Annotated in this window: 10 protein-coding genes; 4 read left to right on the forward strand and 6 right to left on the reverse strand. The window is 71.0% G+C overall.

Annotated elements, in window-relative coordinates; genetic code table 11:
* Nucleotides 1-10 precede the first annotated feature (10 nt).
* A complete protein-coding gene (locus ACFW47_RS10965) occupies nucleotides 11-280 on the reverse strand; it encodes a LysE family transporter (RefSeq protein WP_386279666.1) in 270 nt (89 codons plus the stop codon).
* Between the two features lie 606 nt (nucleotides 281-886).
* On the opposite strand from ACFW47_RS10965, the gene ACFW47_RS10970 reads away from it, so the two are divergent.
* Both ACFW47_RS10970 and ACFW47_RS10975 read left to right on the forward strand, forming a co-directional pair.
* On the forward strand, nucleotides 887-2,926 hold the full coding sequence (locus tag ACFW47_RS10970; RefSeq protein WP_386279663.1) for an SPFH domain-containing protein: 2,040 nt from the start codon (nucleotides 887-889) through the stop codon (nucleotides 2,924-2,926).
* A gap of 119 nt (nucleotides 2,927-3,045) precedes the next feature.
* A complete protein-coding gene (locus tag ACFW47_RS10975) occupies nucleotides 3,046-7,926 on the forward strand; it encodes a DNA repair ATPase (RefSeq protein WP_386305535.1) in 4,881 nt (1,626 codons plus the stop codon).
* A gap of 93 nt (nucleotides 7,927-8,019) precedes the next feature.
* On the opposite strand, the gene ACFW47_RS10980 is transcribed toward ACFW47_RS10975, so the two are convergent.
* On the reverse strand, nucleotides 8,020-9,558 hold the full coding sequence (locus ACFW47_RS10980; protein ID WP_386305536.1) for an alanine/glycine:cation symporter family protein: 1,539 nt from the start codon (nucleotides 9,556-9,558) through the stop codon (nucleotides 8,020-8,022).
* A gap of 413 nt (nucleotides 9,559-9,971) precedes the next feature.
* Between ACFW47_RS10980 and ACFW47_RS10985 the strand changes: the two genes are divergently transcribed.
* Both ACFW47_RS10985 and ACFW47_RS10990 read left to right on the forward strand, forming a co-directional pair.
* Nucleotides 9,972-10,382, forward strand: coding sequence for a four-helix bundle copper-binding protein (locus ACFW47_RS10985; RefSeq protein WP_386279655.1), 411 nt, complete (start codon nucleotides 9,972-9,974; stop codon nucleotides 10,380-10,382).
* Between the two features lie 90 nt (nucleotides 10,383-10,472).
* The gene (locus ACFW47_RS10990; protein WP_386305538.1) at nucleotides 10,473-10,646 is read left to right on the forward strand and encodes a hypothetical protein; all 174 of its coding nucleotides are present in this window, start codon (nucleotides 10,473-10,475) and stop codon (nucleotides 10,644-10,646) included.
* A gap of 129 nt (nucleotides 10,647-10,775) precedes the next feature.
* On the opposite strand, the gene ACFW47_RS10995 is transcribed toward ACFW47_RS10990, so the two are convergent.
* The 4 genes from ACFW47_RS10995 to ACFW47_RS11010 all read right to left on the reverse strand — a co-directional run bounded on the left by ACFW47_RS10995 (nucleotide 10,776) and on the right by ACFW47_RS11010 (nucleotide 14,923).
* Nucleotides 10,776-11,318 carry a hypothetical protein gene (locus ACFW47_RS10995; protein WP_386305539.1) on the reverse strand — a complete coding sequence of 181 codons (543 nt, stop codon included), beginning with the start codon at nucleotides 11,316-11,318 and terminating at the stop codon, nucleotides 10,776-10,778.
* A gap of 796 nt (nucleotides 11,319-12,114) precedes the next feature.
* Complete coding sequence (locus tag ACFW47_RS11000) at nucleotides 12,115-12,795, reverse strand: hypothetical protein (RefSeq protein WP_386305540.1); 681 nt, start codon at nucleotides 12,793-12,795, stop codon at nucleotides 12,115-12,117.
* Entirely contained in the window at nucleotides 12,792-13,352 is a 561-nt protein-coding gene (locus tag ACFW47_RS11005; RefSeq protein ID WP_386305541.1) for a hypothetical protein, read from the reverse strand. The genes ACFW47_RS11000 and ACFW47_RS11005 overlap by 4 nt, the downstream gene beginning before the upstream one ends.
* 215 nt (nucleotides 13,353-13,567) lie before the next feature.
* Nucleotides 13,568-14,923: a sigma factor-like helix-turn-helix DNA-binding protein gene (locus ACFW47_RS11010; RefSeq protein ID WP_386305542.1), complete on the reverse strand. Its 1,356-nt coding sequence runs from the start codon at nucleotides 14,921-14,923 to the stop codon at nucleotides 13,568-13,570.

Raw genomic sequence — 14,923 nt, forward strand, 5'->3', positions numbered from 1 at the left:
CGGCGACGCGTCAGGGCTGCGTACCGGCGACCTTGACCCCGAACCCGATCAGTACGACCCCGGTCACCCGGGCCATGGCCCGGCGCACGGGGGGACGCTCGAAGCAGGCGCGGGCCTTGGCCGGCAGCAGCACGTGGCTCCCGAGCCACACCACGGTGAGTACCGCGTGCAGCAGGACCAGGAGCGCCGTGCCCGCGTGGGGTGACGGACCGGCCGGTGCGAGCGTCGGCAGGAGGCCCGTGCAGAAGACGGCCCGTGCGCCGGGGGTTCCCGGCCGCATCCGGCGCGGCCGGCGCCCGGGGCCCACAACGCCCGCGCCGGCTCTGGAGCAGCGACTGCACCCCCGGGGGAGACCAGGTACTCGGCCCCGGCCAGCTTCACCACCGTGTGCGCGGTGGCGGACGCGGCCGGCACGGCCGGCCCCCGTCGAATCAGGCATCAAGAAGGCGTCAGGATTGCCGTAACACGGCAATGCGGAGTAGGGCGTGGCTCGGTCAGTATGAGGGCGGCAGCAACAGGGGGACGGCCCCGATGCCAGGGCCCGGCAACGGGCGTCGGCGTCGGGGCCCGGGGGACCGCATCGGGGGGTGAGGACGTGGCGCGGATCGACGACGTCTCCGCACGGACCCTCGGTCCCCTCGGCGGCACGTCCCGGCGGCCGGTCCCCCCTACGACGCCGCCGCCAGCAGCCCCGTACGACCCCGGCAGTAGCCGCCGCCGCGGCTGAGCCGTGGACGACGCGCGTCGCACCGGACGCTTCCGCCCGTAACCGAACGGGCCGCTCAGCCTCTTCGCGGAGGCGCCAAGTCTTCGCCTACTTCGCTTGCTCCACTCTCTCCACTCTCTCCGCTCACTCCGCTGACTTCGCAGACTCAGAGGACTCCCTATGGATTACACCCTGGGCATCGGCGTGCTCGTTTGCCTCCTGCTCGCCGCCGCCGCGCTGTTCGTCGTGGCCCGGCTCTTCCGCAAGGTGGAGCAGGGCAAGGCCCTGATCGTCTCCAAGATGCGCAAGGTCGACGTGACCTTCACCGGGCAGGTCGTGCTGCCGGTGCTGCACAAGGCCGAGGTGATGGACATCTCGGTGAAGACGATCGAGATCACCCGGGCCGGCAAGGAAGGGCTGATCTGCCGGGACAACATCCGCGCGGACATCCGCATCTCGTTCTTCGTCAAGGTGAACAAGACCGCCGAGGACGTCGTCAAGGTCGCTCAGGCCGTCGGCACCGCACGGGCCAGTGACCGCAACACGCTCCAGGAGCTGTTCCACGCGAAGTTCTCCGAGGCGCTGAAGACCGTCGGCAAGCAGATGGACTTCACCGACCTCTACACCAAGCGCGAGGAGCTGCGGTACCGGATCATCGAGGTCATCGGCGTCGACCTCAGCGGGTACCACCTGGAGGACGCGGCGATCGACTACCTGGAGCAGACGCCGCTCACCCAGCTCGACCCGGCCAACGTCCTGGACGCGCAGGGCATCCGGAAGATCACCGAGCTGACGGCCGTGGAGCATGTGCGGACCAACGAGGCACAGCGCACCGAGGAGAAGGAGATCACCCGGCAGAACGTCGACGCCCGGGAGGCGATCCTGGAGCTGGAGCGCCGGCAGGTCGACGCCGAGAGCAAGCAGAAGCGGGAGATCGAGACCGTCCGGGCGAGGGAAGAGGCCGAGACGGCACGGGTGGTGGAGGAGGAGCGGCTGCGGGCGCAGTCGGCCTTCCTCAAGACCGAGGAACAGCTCGGCATCCAGCGCGAGAACCAGGGACGCGAGGTCGCGGTCGCGCAGAAGAACCGTGAGCGGGTCATCGCCGTGGAGAGCGAGCGGATCGAGAAGGACCGCCTCCTTGAGGTCATCGCCCGGGAGCGGGAGACGCAGCTCACGCGGATCGCCGCAGAGAAGGAGATCGAGGCGGAGAGGCGGGAGATCGCCGACGTCATCCGCGAGCGGGTGGCGGTGGACCGCACGGTCGCCGAGCAGGAGGAGGCCATCAAGAGGCTGCGTGCCGTGGAGGAGGCGGAGCGGCAGCGCCAGGCCGTCGTCATCGCCGCCGAGGCCGAGGCGCAGGAGCGGCTCGTCAAGGACATCAAGGCCGCCGAGGCCGCCGAACAGGCCGCCACGCACCGTGCCGCCGAGGAACTCACGCTCGCCGAGGCCCGCCTCAAGAGCGCCGACCTCGACGCGCGGGCCAAGCTGCGGCTCGCCGAGGGCGTCCAGGCGGAGAGCGCGGCCCCGGGGCTGGCCGAGGTCCAGGTCCGCGACAAGGAGGCCGAGGTCCTCGAGAAGGCCGGCCGTGCCGAGGCCGGGGCCACCGAGGCCCGGCTGCGGGCGGAGGCCGAGGGCGCCAAGGCCAAGGCCCTGGCGGAGGCCGCCGCCGTCGGCGAGAAGCTGAAGGCGGAGGCGGCCGGCCTCACCGAGAAGGCGGCGGCGATGGCGGCGCTGGACGAGGCGTCCCGCGGCCACGAGGAGTACCGGCTGCGGCTGGAGGCCGAGAAGGAGATCCGGCTGGCCGGGCTGGACGTCCAGCGGCAGGTGGCCGAGGCGCAGGCGACGGTCCTCGCGACCGGGCTGGAGAACGCCGACATCGACATCGTCGGCGGCGAGTCGGTCTTCTTCGACCGGCTGGTCGGGGCGATCGCCCTCGGCAAGGGGGTCGACGGCTTCGTGCAGCACTCCGAGACCGCCCAGGCGCTGGCGAAGCCCTGGCTGGACGGGACGTCGAGCTTCACCGACGACCTCGGCCGGGTCCTCGGCTCGGTCTCCACGGCCGACGTGCAGAACCTGACCGTGTCCACCCTGCTGATGAAGCTCATGAAGTCGGGCGGCGCCGACTCGGCGGCCCTGGAGCAGCTGCTCGGCAAGGCCGGTGAGCTGGGCCTGGCCGACACCCGTCTGACGGCCGCCGTGAACGGCAGCGCCAAGGGCTGACCGACCGCGGTCGTGGAGCCGCCGCGCGGGGGGCGGCGGCTCCACGACCGCTCTTTCCGACTTCCTGAGCAGGCCTTCCCGAGTAGGCCTCCTGAGAGGGACTTCCTGAGAGGGACTTCATGACCACCGCCCTGGACACGGGTACGTACGAGGTGCTGCGCGACCGCCTCACCGCGCAGGCGGCCGAACTCGCCCGCCGCGCCGAGGCGCTGAACGCCCGCCGCGTCGAGGAGTTCGGCTCCCTGCGCCTGGAACTGGCCGGCACCGAGCAACTGCGCACCGGGCCGGCGTGCGTGCCGCGCGACCTCGTGTCCGTCGGCGACGTCCTGCTCTTCGGCTACAACACCGTCCCCGGCCGGGGCCCCGACACCGCCGTCGGCGACGTCCTCGCCCTGCACGACCGGACCCTGGACCGGCTGCCCGAGGACGCCGTCCCCGGCCTGCTGGACGACCCGGCCTTCGTCCGCGAGTTCGCCGCCCTGCACCGCTACTTCCACCAGGCCCGGCTCCTCCGTCTCCGCCGTGTCGAGGACAAGCTGCTCGCCGTCTTCCGGACCGGCGAGAAGGCGGACGACATCCGGGTCCTGCGCTGGGCGCTGACCGACGACGGCCAGGCGTCCTTCCTGGACGCGCGCGGCGACCGCGACCACGTCCTCGCGCCCGCCCACGACTTCACCTGGACGGCGACGACCCGCGAGGACCACGTCCTGGGCCGCCACCCGCACGTCTCCGTCGAGGGCGAGGTGTTCGTCGAGACGCTGAACGGCACCCTGACCGTCAAGGCCGAGGACGACACGGAGACGGGCGAGGGCGTCTACGCCGAGCCGGTCGACGAGCCGCTCCAGTCGCTCGCCGACGCGCACATCGCGTACGCGCGCGTGGGCGCCCTGATCCTCGTCGATGTCCTGCCCTACAAGGAGGACACCCACCGCTACCTGGTGTTCAACACCCTCACCCGGAGCGTCGTCCGCCTCGACGGCATCGGGCGGGCCTGTCGCCGGCTGCCCGAGGACCAGGGCATCGTCTTCGCGGGCGGCTACTGCCTGGCCACCGGCACCCACCGGACGTTCGACGGCGTCGACACCGAGGGCATGGAGTTCGAGCGGACGGTCCGCTCACCGAACGGCGAGGACGTCCTGTACGCCTTCCACGCCCGCGCGGCGGGCCGCCACCTGCTCCTGCCCTACAACGTGATCCGCAAGGAGGTCGCCGCCCCGCTGACCTGCCACGGCTGGGCGCTGTCCGACGACGGCACCCTCCTCGCCCTGCGCACGGCCGGCGCCGAGCCGCAGCGCGTGCACCCCGTCCAGCGGTGGGCCTCCCCGTACGTCTCCGACACCCACGCCGCCGCCCGCCCGGCCGGCACCGGCCCGCTCGCCCGGGTCGGCAACGCCGACCTGGTGCGCGGCATCTCCGACTGCCTGTCCGTCACCCGCGCCGTCACCGAGACCACCCCGACCGGCGAGGTGTACGAAGCGCTGGTCGCGGCCTGCGTGCGGACCGCCGACACCCACCACTGGCTGTCCGAACCGGACCTCGGCGCCCTGCACGAGCCGCTCACGCAGGTGCGGACCACCGCCGAGCAGGTGCTGGCCGAGTTCGAGACGGTCCAGGCACTCACCCGGCAGGCGGGCGACGCGCTCACCGCGGCGACGGCCCGCGTCACCGCCGTCGTACGACGCCTGCGCGGTGAGGCCCCGCGCGGCGCCGCGGCATGGGTGTCCGGGCTCACCGAGCTGCGACAGGCCCAGGGGCAACTGCTCACCCTCAAGGACATGCGGTACGCGGACACCGAACGCGTCGACGAACTGGCCGCGGACGTCGAACGCGACCTCGCCTCCTTCGCGCAGCGGGCCGTGACCCACCTGGCGCACGAGGACGCCTTCGCCGACCACCGGGCCGACGTCGAGCGGCTCGTCGCCGACGCCGAGGCGATCACCACCGTCGCCGAGGCGGAGCCCGTCGCGGCCCGCCTCGACGAGCACGCCGAGAGCCTGCGCACGGTCACCGACGTCGTCTCCGGCCTCGACATCGGCGACGCCACCGTCCGCACGTCCGTCCTGGAGCGGATCGCCGAGGTCCTCGGGGGCGTCAACCGCGCTCGCGCCACGCTGGACGGCCGCCGCCGCGCGCTCGGGGACCGCGAGGGCCGGGCCGAGTTCGCCGCCGAGTTCGCCCTGCTCGGCCAGGCGGTCACCGCCGCCCTCGCGGCGGCCGGCACCCCCGAGGAGTGCGACGAGCAACTGGCCCGCCTGCTCGTGCGGGTGGAGAACCTGGAGTCCCGGTTCGCCGAGTCCGACGACTTCCTCGCCGAACTCGCGGACAAGCGCGACGAGGTCCACGAGGCGCTCTCCGCCCGCAAGCAGACCCTCGCCGACGCCCGCGCCCGCCGCGCCGAGCGCCTGGCCGAGTCCGCCGACCGGGTGCTGACCACGATCGTCCGCCGGGCCTCCGCACTCGCCGACGCGGACGCCGTCACCACGTACTTCACCTCCGACCCGATGCCCGCCAAGGTCCGCCGCACCGCCGACGAACTGCGCGGACTCGGCGACGAGATCAGGGCGGAGGAGCTGGACGGCCGCCTGAAGTCCGCCCGGCAGCAGGCCCTGCGCGCACTGCGCGACCGCACCGACCTGTACGCCGACGGCGGCCGCACCGTCCGCCTGGGCGGCCACCGCTTCGCGGTCGGCACCCAGCCCCTCGACCTCACCCTCGTCCCCCAGGGCGACGGCCTCGCCTTCGCCCTGACCGGCACGGACTACCGCGCCCCGGTCACCGACCCCGACTTCGCCGCGACGCGCCCCTACTGGGACCGCCCGCTGCCCTCGGAGTCGCCGGAGGTCTACCGCGCCGAGCACCTCGCCGCCCGACTGCTCGACGAGCACGGCCCGGCCGCCCTGGCCACGGCAGACGACCTGCCCGCCCTGGTCCGGCAGGCGGCCCAGGAGGCCTACGACGAGGGCTACGAGCGCGGAGTGCACGACCACGACGCGGCCCTGATCCTCGCCACCCTCCTGCGCCTGCACGAGGACGCCGGGCTCCTGCGCCACGAGCCGTCCGCCCGCGCCGCCGCCCAGCTCTACTGGGCGCACGGCACGACGGCCGGGGAGCGCGACGCCTGGACCCGCCGCGCCGTCTCCCTGGCCCGCGCCCGCGACACCTTCGGGCTCGCACCCGCCATCGCCGACCTGGAGGAGGAACTGGCCACGGCGATCGGCACCCGGGCGGCGGCCGCCTACCTCTTCGAGGAACTGACGTCCGCCCCGGACGGGTTCGTCATCAGCGCGGGCACCCGGAACCTGCTCGACAAGTTCCGCCGTACGGCGGGTGACTCGGCCTACGACGACGACCTGGCCGCCCTCACCGACCCGGCCGCCCGCAGGCAACTCGTCGAGGCGTGGCTGACGTCGTACGCCACCGCGACCGGCACCGACCTCGCCCCGGGCGACCTGGCCGAGGCGGTGGCCGCCGAGCTGTGCCCCGAACTGCCCCGCTACGAGTCGGACGCACCCCTCACCGAGACCGTCACCGGCCTGCTCGGCACCCACCCCCGCATCCACGACGACCGGACCCTGACCGTCCGGATCGACGAACTCCTCTCCCGCACCCGCGACTTCCGACTCCGCGAGGTCCCGGCCCACCGCGCCTACCAGCGCCGCCGCGCGGCACTGGTCGCCGGCGAGCGCCGCCGTCTCCGGCTGGACGAGCACCGGCCGCGGGTGATGTCGGCGTTCGTGCGCAGCAGGCTCATCGACGAGGTCTACCTCCCGCTGATCGGCGACAGCCTCGCCAAGCAGCTCGGCACCACGGGCGACGCCAAGCGCACCGACACCGGCGGCCTGCTGCTGCTCATCTCCCCGCCGGGCTACGGCAAGACGACCCTCGTGGAGTACGTCGCCGACCGGCTCGGCCTGCTGCTGGTGAAGGTCAACGGCCCCGCGCTGGGCCGCACGGTGACCTCCCTCGACCCGGCCGAGGCCCCGAACGCCACGGCCCGACAGGAGGTAGAGAAGATCAACTTCGCTCTCCAGGCGGGCAACAACACCCTCCTCTACCTGGACGACATCCAGCACACCTCACCCGAACTCCTCCAGAAGTTCATTCCGCTCTGCGACGCCACCCGCCGTGTCGAGGGCGTGCGCGACGGCGAGCCGCACACCTACGACCTGCGCGGCAAGCGGTTCGCGGTGTGCATGGCGGGCAACCCGTACACCGAGTCCGGCAGCCGCTTCCAGGTGCCCGACATGCTCGCCAACCGCGCCGACGTGTGGAACCTGGGCGACGTCCTGACCGGCAAGCGGGACGCGTTCGCCGCCAGCTTCGTCGAGAACGCCCTGACCGCCAACCCGGTCCTCGCCCCGCTCGCCGGCCGCGACCGCGCGGACCTGGAGCTGCTGCTCCGCCTGGCCTCGGGCGACCCCGCCGCGCGTGCCGACCGGCTGACCCACCCGTACGAGCCCGCCGAGCTGGACCGGATCACGGCCGTCCTGCGCCATCTGCTCACGGCCCGCGAGACCGTGCTGGCGGTCAACGCCGCGTACATCGCCTCGGCCGCCCAGTCGGACGCCACGCGGACCGAGCCGCCCTTCCGGCTCCAGGGCTCCTACCGCAACATGAACAAGATCGCCCAGCGCATCCAGCCGGTCATGAACGACACCGAGCTGTCCGCCCTGCTCGACGACCACTACGCGGCCGAGGCCCAGACCCTGACCACCGGCGCCGAGGCCAACCTGCTGAAGCTCGCCGAGCTGCGGGGCACGCTGACCGCCGGCCAGGCCGCCCGCTGGGCCGAGCTGAAGGCGGCGTACGTCCGCACCCGGACCCTCGGCGGCCCCGAGAGCGACCCCCTGAGCCGTGCCGTGGCCGCCCTCGGCCTGCTCGCCGACCGGGTGGCGGCCGTCGAGTCGGCGATCAACCGGGCCGTCGACCCGCGCCGCCTCGTCGCCAATCCGTCCGCCCGCCACGCGGCCCGTCCGGTCGGGGACCCCGCAGGAGCCTGACGAGGCGACCACCGGGAACGGGCGAACGGCCCAGTGCTCACCAAGGCGCGAGGTGAGCACTGGGCCGTTCCGGAGCCGGGCCGCGTGAGGCGGTCAGACGGTGGTCTTCGCCGACTCCTGGTCATCGTCGCCGTCCCCGGGGCTCCCACCGGACTTCCGGGCGCGGACGTACTCCAGGAAGCTGTTGAGCTCCCGCTTGACGACGGGGGCGAGGAGGTACAGACCGATGATGTTGATGACGGCGAGCGAGAAGAGGAAGGCGTCCGCCAGGTCGATCAGGGTCTGCAGCGTCAGCAGCGAACCCGCGATGGCGAAGAGGGTGTAGACGACCTTGTACGTGATCTCGCTGGCCCGGCTGCGGCCGAAGAGGTACGTCCAGGACTTGAGACCGTAGTAGCCCCAGGTCAGCACCGTGGAGATCGCGAACAGCAGCACCGCGAGGGTGAGGATGTACGGGAACCAGGGCAGGACCGTCTCGAAGGCGTCGGAGGTGATCGTGACGCCGCCGATGTCCTCGCCCGCGCGGGCCTCGCCCCAGCTGTCGGGGTTGGCGATGACGATGGTCAGCGCGGTCATGGTGCAGACGACGACGGTGTCGATGAACGGCTCCAGCAGCGCGACCAGGCCCTCACTGGCGGGGTGCTTGGTCTTGACCGCGGAGTGCGCGATGGGGGCGGAGCCGAGACCGGCCTCGTTGGAGAAGGCGGCCCGCTTGAAGCCGATGATCAGCGCGCCCAGCACACCACCGACGACGCCCTGGGGGTTGAACGCGCCCTCGACGATGCGGACGACGGCGTCCGGCACGGCGGTGATGTTGACCAGGATCACGGTCAGGCAGGCCAGGATGTAGATGCCGGCCATGGCGGGCACGAGCCTGCTGGTGACGCTGGCGATGGAGCGGATGCCGCCGAGGAGCACGATGCCGACGACCGCGGCGACCAGGATGCCGAAGAACAGGGCGCCGGCGGAGGAACCCAGCGCGCCGTCCTCGCCGCCGGCGACCGAGACCAGCTGCGCGTAGGACTGGTTGACCTGGAAGAGGTTGCCGCCGAAGAGGCCGAAGAACAGGATCAGGAAGGAGGCGAGAACCGCGAGGACCTTGCCGAGGGTCTTGCCGTTCTTGCCGAAGCGCTCGGCCAGCCCCTTGGGAAGGTAGTGCATCGGGCCGCCGGAGACGGTGCCGTCGGCGTGCACCTCGCGGTACTTCACACCGAGGGTGACCTCGACGAACTTGGTGGCCATGCCGAGCAGGCCGCACAGCACCATCCAGAACGTGGCGCCGGCACCGCCGATGGAGACGGCGACGGCCACACCGGCGATGTTGCCGAGGCCGACGGTGCCGGAGACGGCGGCGGTCAGCGCCTGGAAGTGGTTGACCTCACCGGCCGACCCCTTCTCGTCGTACTTGCCCCTCACCACGTCGACGGCGAGTTTGAACTTGCGGAGCTGGATGAATCCGAACCAGCTGGTGAAGACCAGGCCGGCCACGACGAGCCAGGCGACGATGAGGGGCAGGTCGGCATCGCCGACGGGGACGGTGTAGAAGACCACCTCCCCCAGCCACTCGGCTATGGGCTCGAAGAATCCGCTGACTGCTTCGTCCACGGACTGGGTGACGGAGTCGAGTGACACTTGGCTACCTCGATGACGCGGGGGTGGCGGGCTGGGGGTTCTCGCCGGATGAGCGGTCTCTGAGCGAACTTCGTTGTCCGTTGAGCGAACCGGTACGTACGGCCCGGCTTCGGACCGTGATCGTCCCGGGCTGTGGTGCGCGTGCAGGCCGACCTTCCGCAGTACGACGTCCAGCCGATTCACCTGCGGGGTTGCGCAGTTCTACCACGTCTTTGCCGAACGTTTAGTGGCCTATCTCACATCACGGCCCGTGACCAGCGGAAGTCCCAGCCAGTGAGATCGGACCGTTATCCGAGGCGCGAGATGGGTGCCGGGGGCACGTACATACCGATCGAGCCGGCCCGGCCGTTTGCGGCGCGCGGCCCGGTGATACCCGGCAGGCAACGACCGGCCCGAACGCGAGGAGAGCCGCCATGACCACCACCGTCAACGACATGCTCCGCACCTATCCCGCCGACCTGGGCGGGGTGGACCGGGAAGCCATGGCCAGGTGCATCGAGGAATGCGTCGCCTGCGCACAGGCGTGCACCGCCTGCGCGGACGCCTGCCTGTCGGAGGGCATGGTCGGCGACCTCACCAAGTGCATCCGCACGGACATGGACTGCGCCGACGTCTGCAACGCCACCGCGTCCGTCCTGTCCCGCCACACGGGCTACGACGCCAACATCACGCGAGCCGTGCTGCGGGCGTGCGCCACCGTCTGCAAGGCCTGCGCCGACGAGTGCGCCACCCACGCCGACATGCACGAGCACTGCCGGGTGTGCGCGGAAGCGTGCCGACGCTGCGAGCAGGCGTGCGACGAACTGCTCGCGAGCCTCGGCTGAGACAGAGCGAGGGCCCGGTCCATCCGCCGGGTGGGTTCGTCGAGGTACCCGTACCTCGGGTTCGATCCGGCACCGGGAGATCTGGAGGCCGTGAAGCTGACGGCATCGGCGATGGGCCGGGTGACCCGCGACGGCGGCACGGCGCAGAGCCGCTTGAGCAGGACAGGAGCGTCGGACGGCATCTGGGCCGGCAAGTCCGCGCAGGTCTTCACGGAATCCGTGGACAAGATTCCGCCCCACCTCAAGAAGGCGTCGAATCCCTGAGTTCCGCCCACCGGGCCCTGTCGGGCGCGTACGTCACGATCGCAACGCCCTCGGCCCACCTTCTGGACTCCTGCAGCGAGCGCCTCGCACACATCGGGCGGACCTTTGTCTTCGGTACACAGACCGCGGTCACGGAGGCGGCCAACGGACACCGGACCGCTCAAGCAGCCGCTCGTGCGCCGCACGGCGACAGCGCGTGAAGCCCCGGGAAGCGGCCAGCGCGATGAGCAGTGCCGCGGCCAAGCCGACTGCGACACGCAGTCCCGTCGCGTGCAGCTCGCCGTTCACCAGCAGGAAGAGCAGGAACAGGGCGGGAACACCGATGAGCCACGGGCGCACGGGCTGCCGCCCCAGCGCACCGTAGTAGTCGACGGCGATCCGGGCATGCAGCAGCCTCACCTCGCTCCGTGCCGTCGGTAGCGTCAGCACGGGGACAGGCCATGCGCGCATACGCGGCAACCGACCACCTCCCAGGGCGCCGGGAAACCGCTCCCTCGTACGAGCGGCATGCTCGCGCGCGTCCGGCAAGCGCCGGAAGACGAAGAACGGCGAGCCTGAATCCCGCAGTTCCGGGTCCAGGCCGGAGTAGCGGTAGCCGTACTGCTCAGCGATGTACGCGAACTGCGCGAACTTCCGCAGCGACGGCCACGGCACCTCTGTCGTGAACGGCACTCCGGCTTCACCCGAGGCGATCGGTGCGCGAGGGGGACCCGCTGGGCCGACCTTCCTCTCCGGTCTTGGTCGAGTTTGGTGAACTCTGCAGCGGCCTTGTTGGCGAACTACGACAACGACACACCCTCGGTGGGCGAAGTCGTCACGTGCGGATGCCAGGCCTTTGTGGCCTACCTCTTTCGTGCCGGCATCCTTCATCGCCTTCGAGACGCCGAACGGGCTCGCCTTGGTTTCCCGCCCTGCCACCCGTCGCCGCTCGGACGCCGGAGGTGCCGACGGCGATCACCTGCTGACGTGAGCGGTACTGCCATCGAGAAAGGGTCCTGCGCTCGCGTCACCGTCCGGCATGGACAGGTCCCCGGCGTCCTGGATTCGCGGGCGCGTACCGTCACGATCACTGGTGCGAGTCACGGCACGCGACTGCGCGTCCGCCTCGCCGGGAGAAGCTGACCAAGATCTTCTCCGGGACCACTTCTCTCGAACGATCCCCAGAAACCACTCAAGGGCCCGACCCGCACTGCGGATCAGGCCCCTGATCTGGTACTTCACTGTCGGGGTGGCGGGATTTGAACCCACGACCTCTTCGTCCCGAATGAGGTTCGGGCGTGATCGACACCGGGTGGTTTGCTGTTTTGCCTGGTCAGGGCGTTGGGCTGAGATGGTCTCGGCTGGTCTCGAAGGGGCTTGGGGAGCGGGTTGGCTCCCAGATGGCTCCCAGCCGATGGCAGCTGAGGCCGCTTGTCCCACCGTCTCGGCTTTCGCGGAATCGTTGGCGCGCGACGCTCGACCGGCGGGCTCAGATCACCGTTGAGGGTGCGTGCTTACTCAGGTAGCTCTTGAAGGTCTTCCTGATCTCCGCCTGGAGATAGCCTGCCTGCGGTGAGTTGGGCACCACGTCCGGCTCGAAGCCTCTCTTACGGGCATCGAGGTACCGCACGATGCTCGATGATCTGGTGTTGGCGACGAAGAGTTCGTCCTGGGTGCGTATGTCGGCGCGCAGTCCCTCGAAGTTCCGCGCGAGGCCGATGCCGAGGTTGGAGACGTAGTACTTGCACTCGATGATGAGGATGCTCTGACTGCCTCGTGGTGCGATGCCCTGTGCTCGGCTCAGGGCGGCTTCCTCGGCCGGCAGCACCAGCACGTCGCACTCGTGCAGGACGCCCGATGAGCCGGTCACGTAGACGCCGAGGTGGACTTCAAGGGCGGGAGCGCCGTCGAACTCGATCACGGCGTGGGTGAAGGGCTGGCTGTTGCTGTACAGGTGCCCGGGCCCCGTCCGGAAGACAAGGTTGCTGGCCTTCGCCCCGTAGACGTCTTCGTAGATGACAGTGGCACCGTGCCGACTCGCAGTGGCGACGATCAGGGAGAAGATGAAGCCCTCGTAGACGTCGGACGGCTTCGAAGCGGAGTCGTACGACACCGCCCCCGCAGCCAGAAGGCTCTTGATCTCGTTGACCAGGTGATCGACCGTGCTCAACTGACAACCTCCCTCGTCACGTCGGCCAGCAGTTGACTGACGCGGATACGTTGCTCAGCTGGTATCCGATCTCCTCGGAACTCCGTTCGGCTACGGCGCGATCGAGCATTTTCGTCCGGCTCGAACACGACCGCCTCAGCCATGCTCCGGCTGCCGGCGTCGCCCTCGGGCTCGGTGCGGAGCGTCTTCAGCACCTCCAGTTCCATTTCAGGCAGGTCGACGAGCACGCGCCTTACCGCGTCCAGGAGGAGCTGTACACGCTCTGCGTCTGTCATGGCTCGCGTGGCGATGACCAGCGTCCCTCCCTTGCGAGATGACTCGTACTCGCCGAGGCCAAGCATGCTGCGGTCCACGACCTCGTATCGAGCCGCTGCCGCGGCCGGACTCGTGGCAGGGGAGTCATCGCCGCGGCGCTGCTGGCGTCGGCGGAGGATCTTCTCCTCAGGCACTCCTGCGGTGATTGCCGCGTCGACATCGTCGAGCACCCAACTTAGGGAGGTGTCTTGCAGTGATTCGCGGAGCTGCTGCTCTACGTTGCGCAGTTCGAGTCGATTCATGTTCCCCTCGTATCGGGAGTCTCAATTTGAGGTAGCTGATCGGTCTGTGGTGCGTCTGGTGCCTTGCGCTCGAGGCACCCCACGGGCGCCGGAGCGCCTCCAGCGCAGGAGAGCTTTTGTAACGGCGGCTCTGTTCGGAGGAGACGGCGGCATCAGGGCCGGGACGTGGCGCTGGGCCAGCGGCCCTCAGGCTGAGCCGGGTTGCCGACGCCGCGTCAGGCGTTCACCGCCGTCGGCGGTGCGGCGGCCCGCGCCCGCCGCGCTGGGCAGGTCTCCGGTGCGCAGCCGTGACCGACGCGCGCGGTGTCGTCGTCGAGGCGGAGGAGGACGGCGAGTACGCAGCCGTGTACGACCTCGAGTTCGAGCGCGTGGAGGCGGAGGCTGGACAGCTGGGCGCTGCTGGTGCGGCGGCGGACGATGAGGGGCGGATGTTCGCCGGCCGTCGTGAACGTGCGGCTCGTGGGAGCCTGGCGGAGCCCGAGTCGCCAGGTCAGCCAGGTGTTTACGTTGATGCCGCTGCCGCGTAGGACGTCTTGGGTGACGGGGATCCGCGCCCCTAGGACGTCGCCCTCGATGGCCATCGAGTTGGGTTGAGCCGGTTCCCCCTCCTCGATAGGGCGGGCGCCGCGGGAGACAAGGTCGATGAGGCCGTCGGGAGTCTCGCCCAGCTGGTCGCTGATCAGACACTGCGTCAGACGCCACGGAGTGACCGGGTACAGCTCCGTCACCCGGGCGAAGAGCTGTGCGCGGGAGAGGGGGCCCGACTCGGTGACCACTGCGACCATCGCCTCCACCGCCGTGGCGTACGGGGAAGCACGCAGGTGCGTCCACTCGGTGAGGGCCCAGGTGCCCTCGGGGCGGTTCTGCCGAAACCGGTCGTCACGACGCAGCGCCTCCCGCACGGCAGCGACGGTCGTCGTGGCCATCGGGGCGAGCAACTCATCGGGCTGGCAAGGACGCCCGGCCTCCAGCAGCCACAGGTACGCGGCGTCGCGCCCCCGCGCCTTGCGGCGGACCCAGTGCCCGTCGGGGCTCAGATCGAGCCGCGACTCGGAGTGGCTCAGGAGCCAGGCCAAGGGGAGACCTGCGGGCAGTCCGGCCTCGGAGGCCGCCCGGCCAAGGTCGTCGCTGCGGAAGGGAGCGGTGTCGACAAGACGGCGCAGCGCGCCGCCCAGCGCGCCGGGGTCGGCACTCCACCAGCCGCGCAGGGGCCCCGCCCAAGTCCGCGGCGCGTCCAGCCCCGCTGCGGCCAGCAGCTCCTCCAGCGCCACGTGATCGACGACCCCGAGCGCGGCGGCGAAGGCTTCTCGCGGGGCGGCCGGGCCCGCTCCTGCGGCGCGGACCGTCTCCCGCCAGCCGTTCTGGACGACGTCCGCCATGTCCGCGAGCCGCTTCCGCGCCCTGTTCCGGATCTGGCGCACACGCTCGCGGCTCAGTCCAAGCGTCACTCCGACCTCGTCCAGCGTCCGACCCTCGGCCCGGCCTGTGACGACGGCCTGTTCACGCTCGTCGAAGACCCCGGTCTCCCACGCCCTCACCAGCCACTCGCCCATCGACCACTCGTCCCCCAT

It is taken from the genome of Streptomyces sp. NPDC058796 (assembly GCF_042745235.1).
Lineage (GTDB): Bacteria > Actinomycetota > Actinomycetes > Streptomycetales > Streptomycetaceae > Streptomyces.

Coding starts and splice junctions, on each gene's coding strand:
- ACFW47_RS10985 (WP_386279655.1), top strand. CDS start 9,972: ATGACCACCACCGTCAACGACATGCTCCGCACCTATCCCGCCGACCTG.
- ACFW47_RS10965 (WP_386279666.1), bottom strand. CDS start 280: ATGCGGCCGGGAACCCCCGGCGCACGGGCCGTCTTCTGCACGGGCCTC.
- ACFW47_RS10975 (WP_386305535.1), top strand. CDS start 3,046: ATGACCACCGCCCTGGACACGGGTACGTACGAGGTGCTGCGCGACCGC.
- ACFW47_RS10970 (WP_386279663.1), top strand. CDS start 887: ATGGATTACACCCTGGGCATCGGCGTGCTCGTTTGCCTCCTGCTCGCC.
- ACFW47_RS11010 (WP_386305542.1), bottom strand. CDS start 14,923: ATGGGGGACGAGTGGTCGATGGGCGAGTGGCTGGTGAGGGCGTGGGAG.
- ACFW47_RS11005 (WP_386305541.1), bottom strand. CDS start 13,352: ATGAATCGACTCGAACTGCGCAACGTAGAGCAGCAGCTCCGCGAATCA.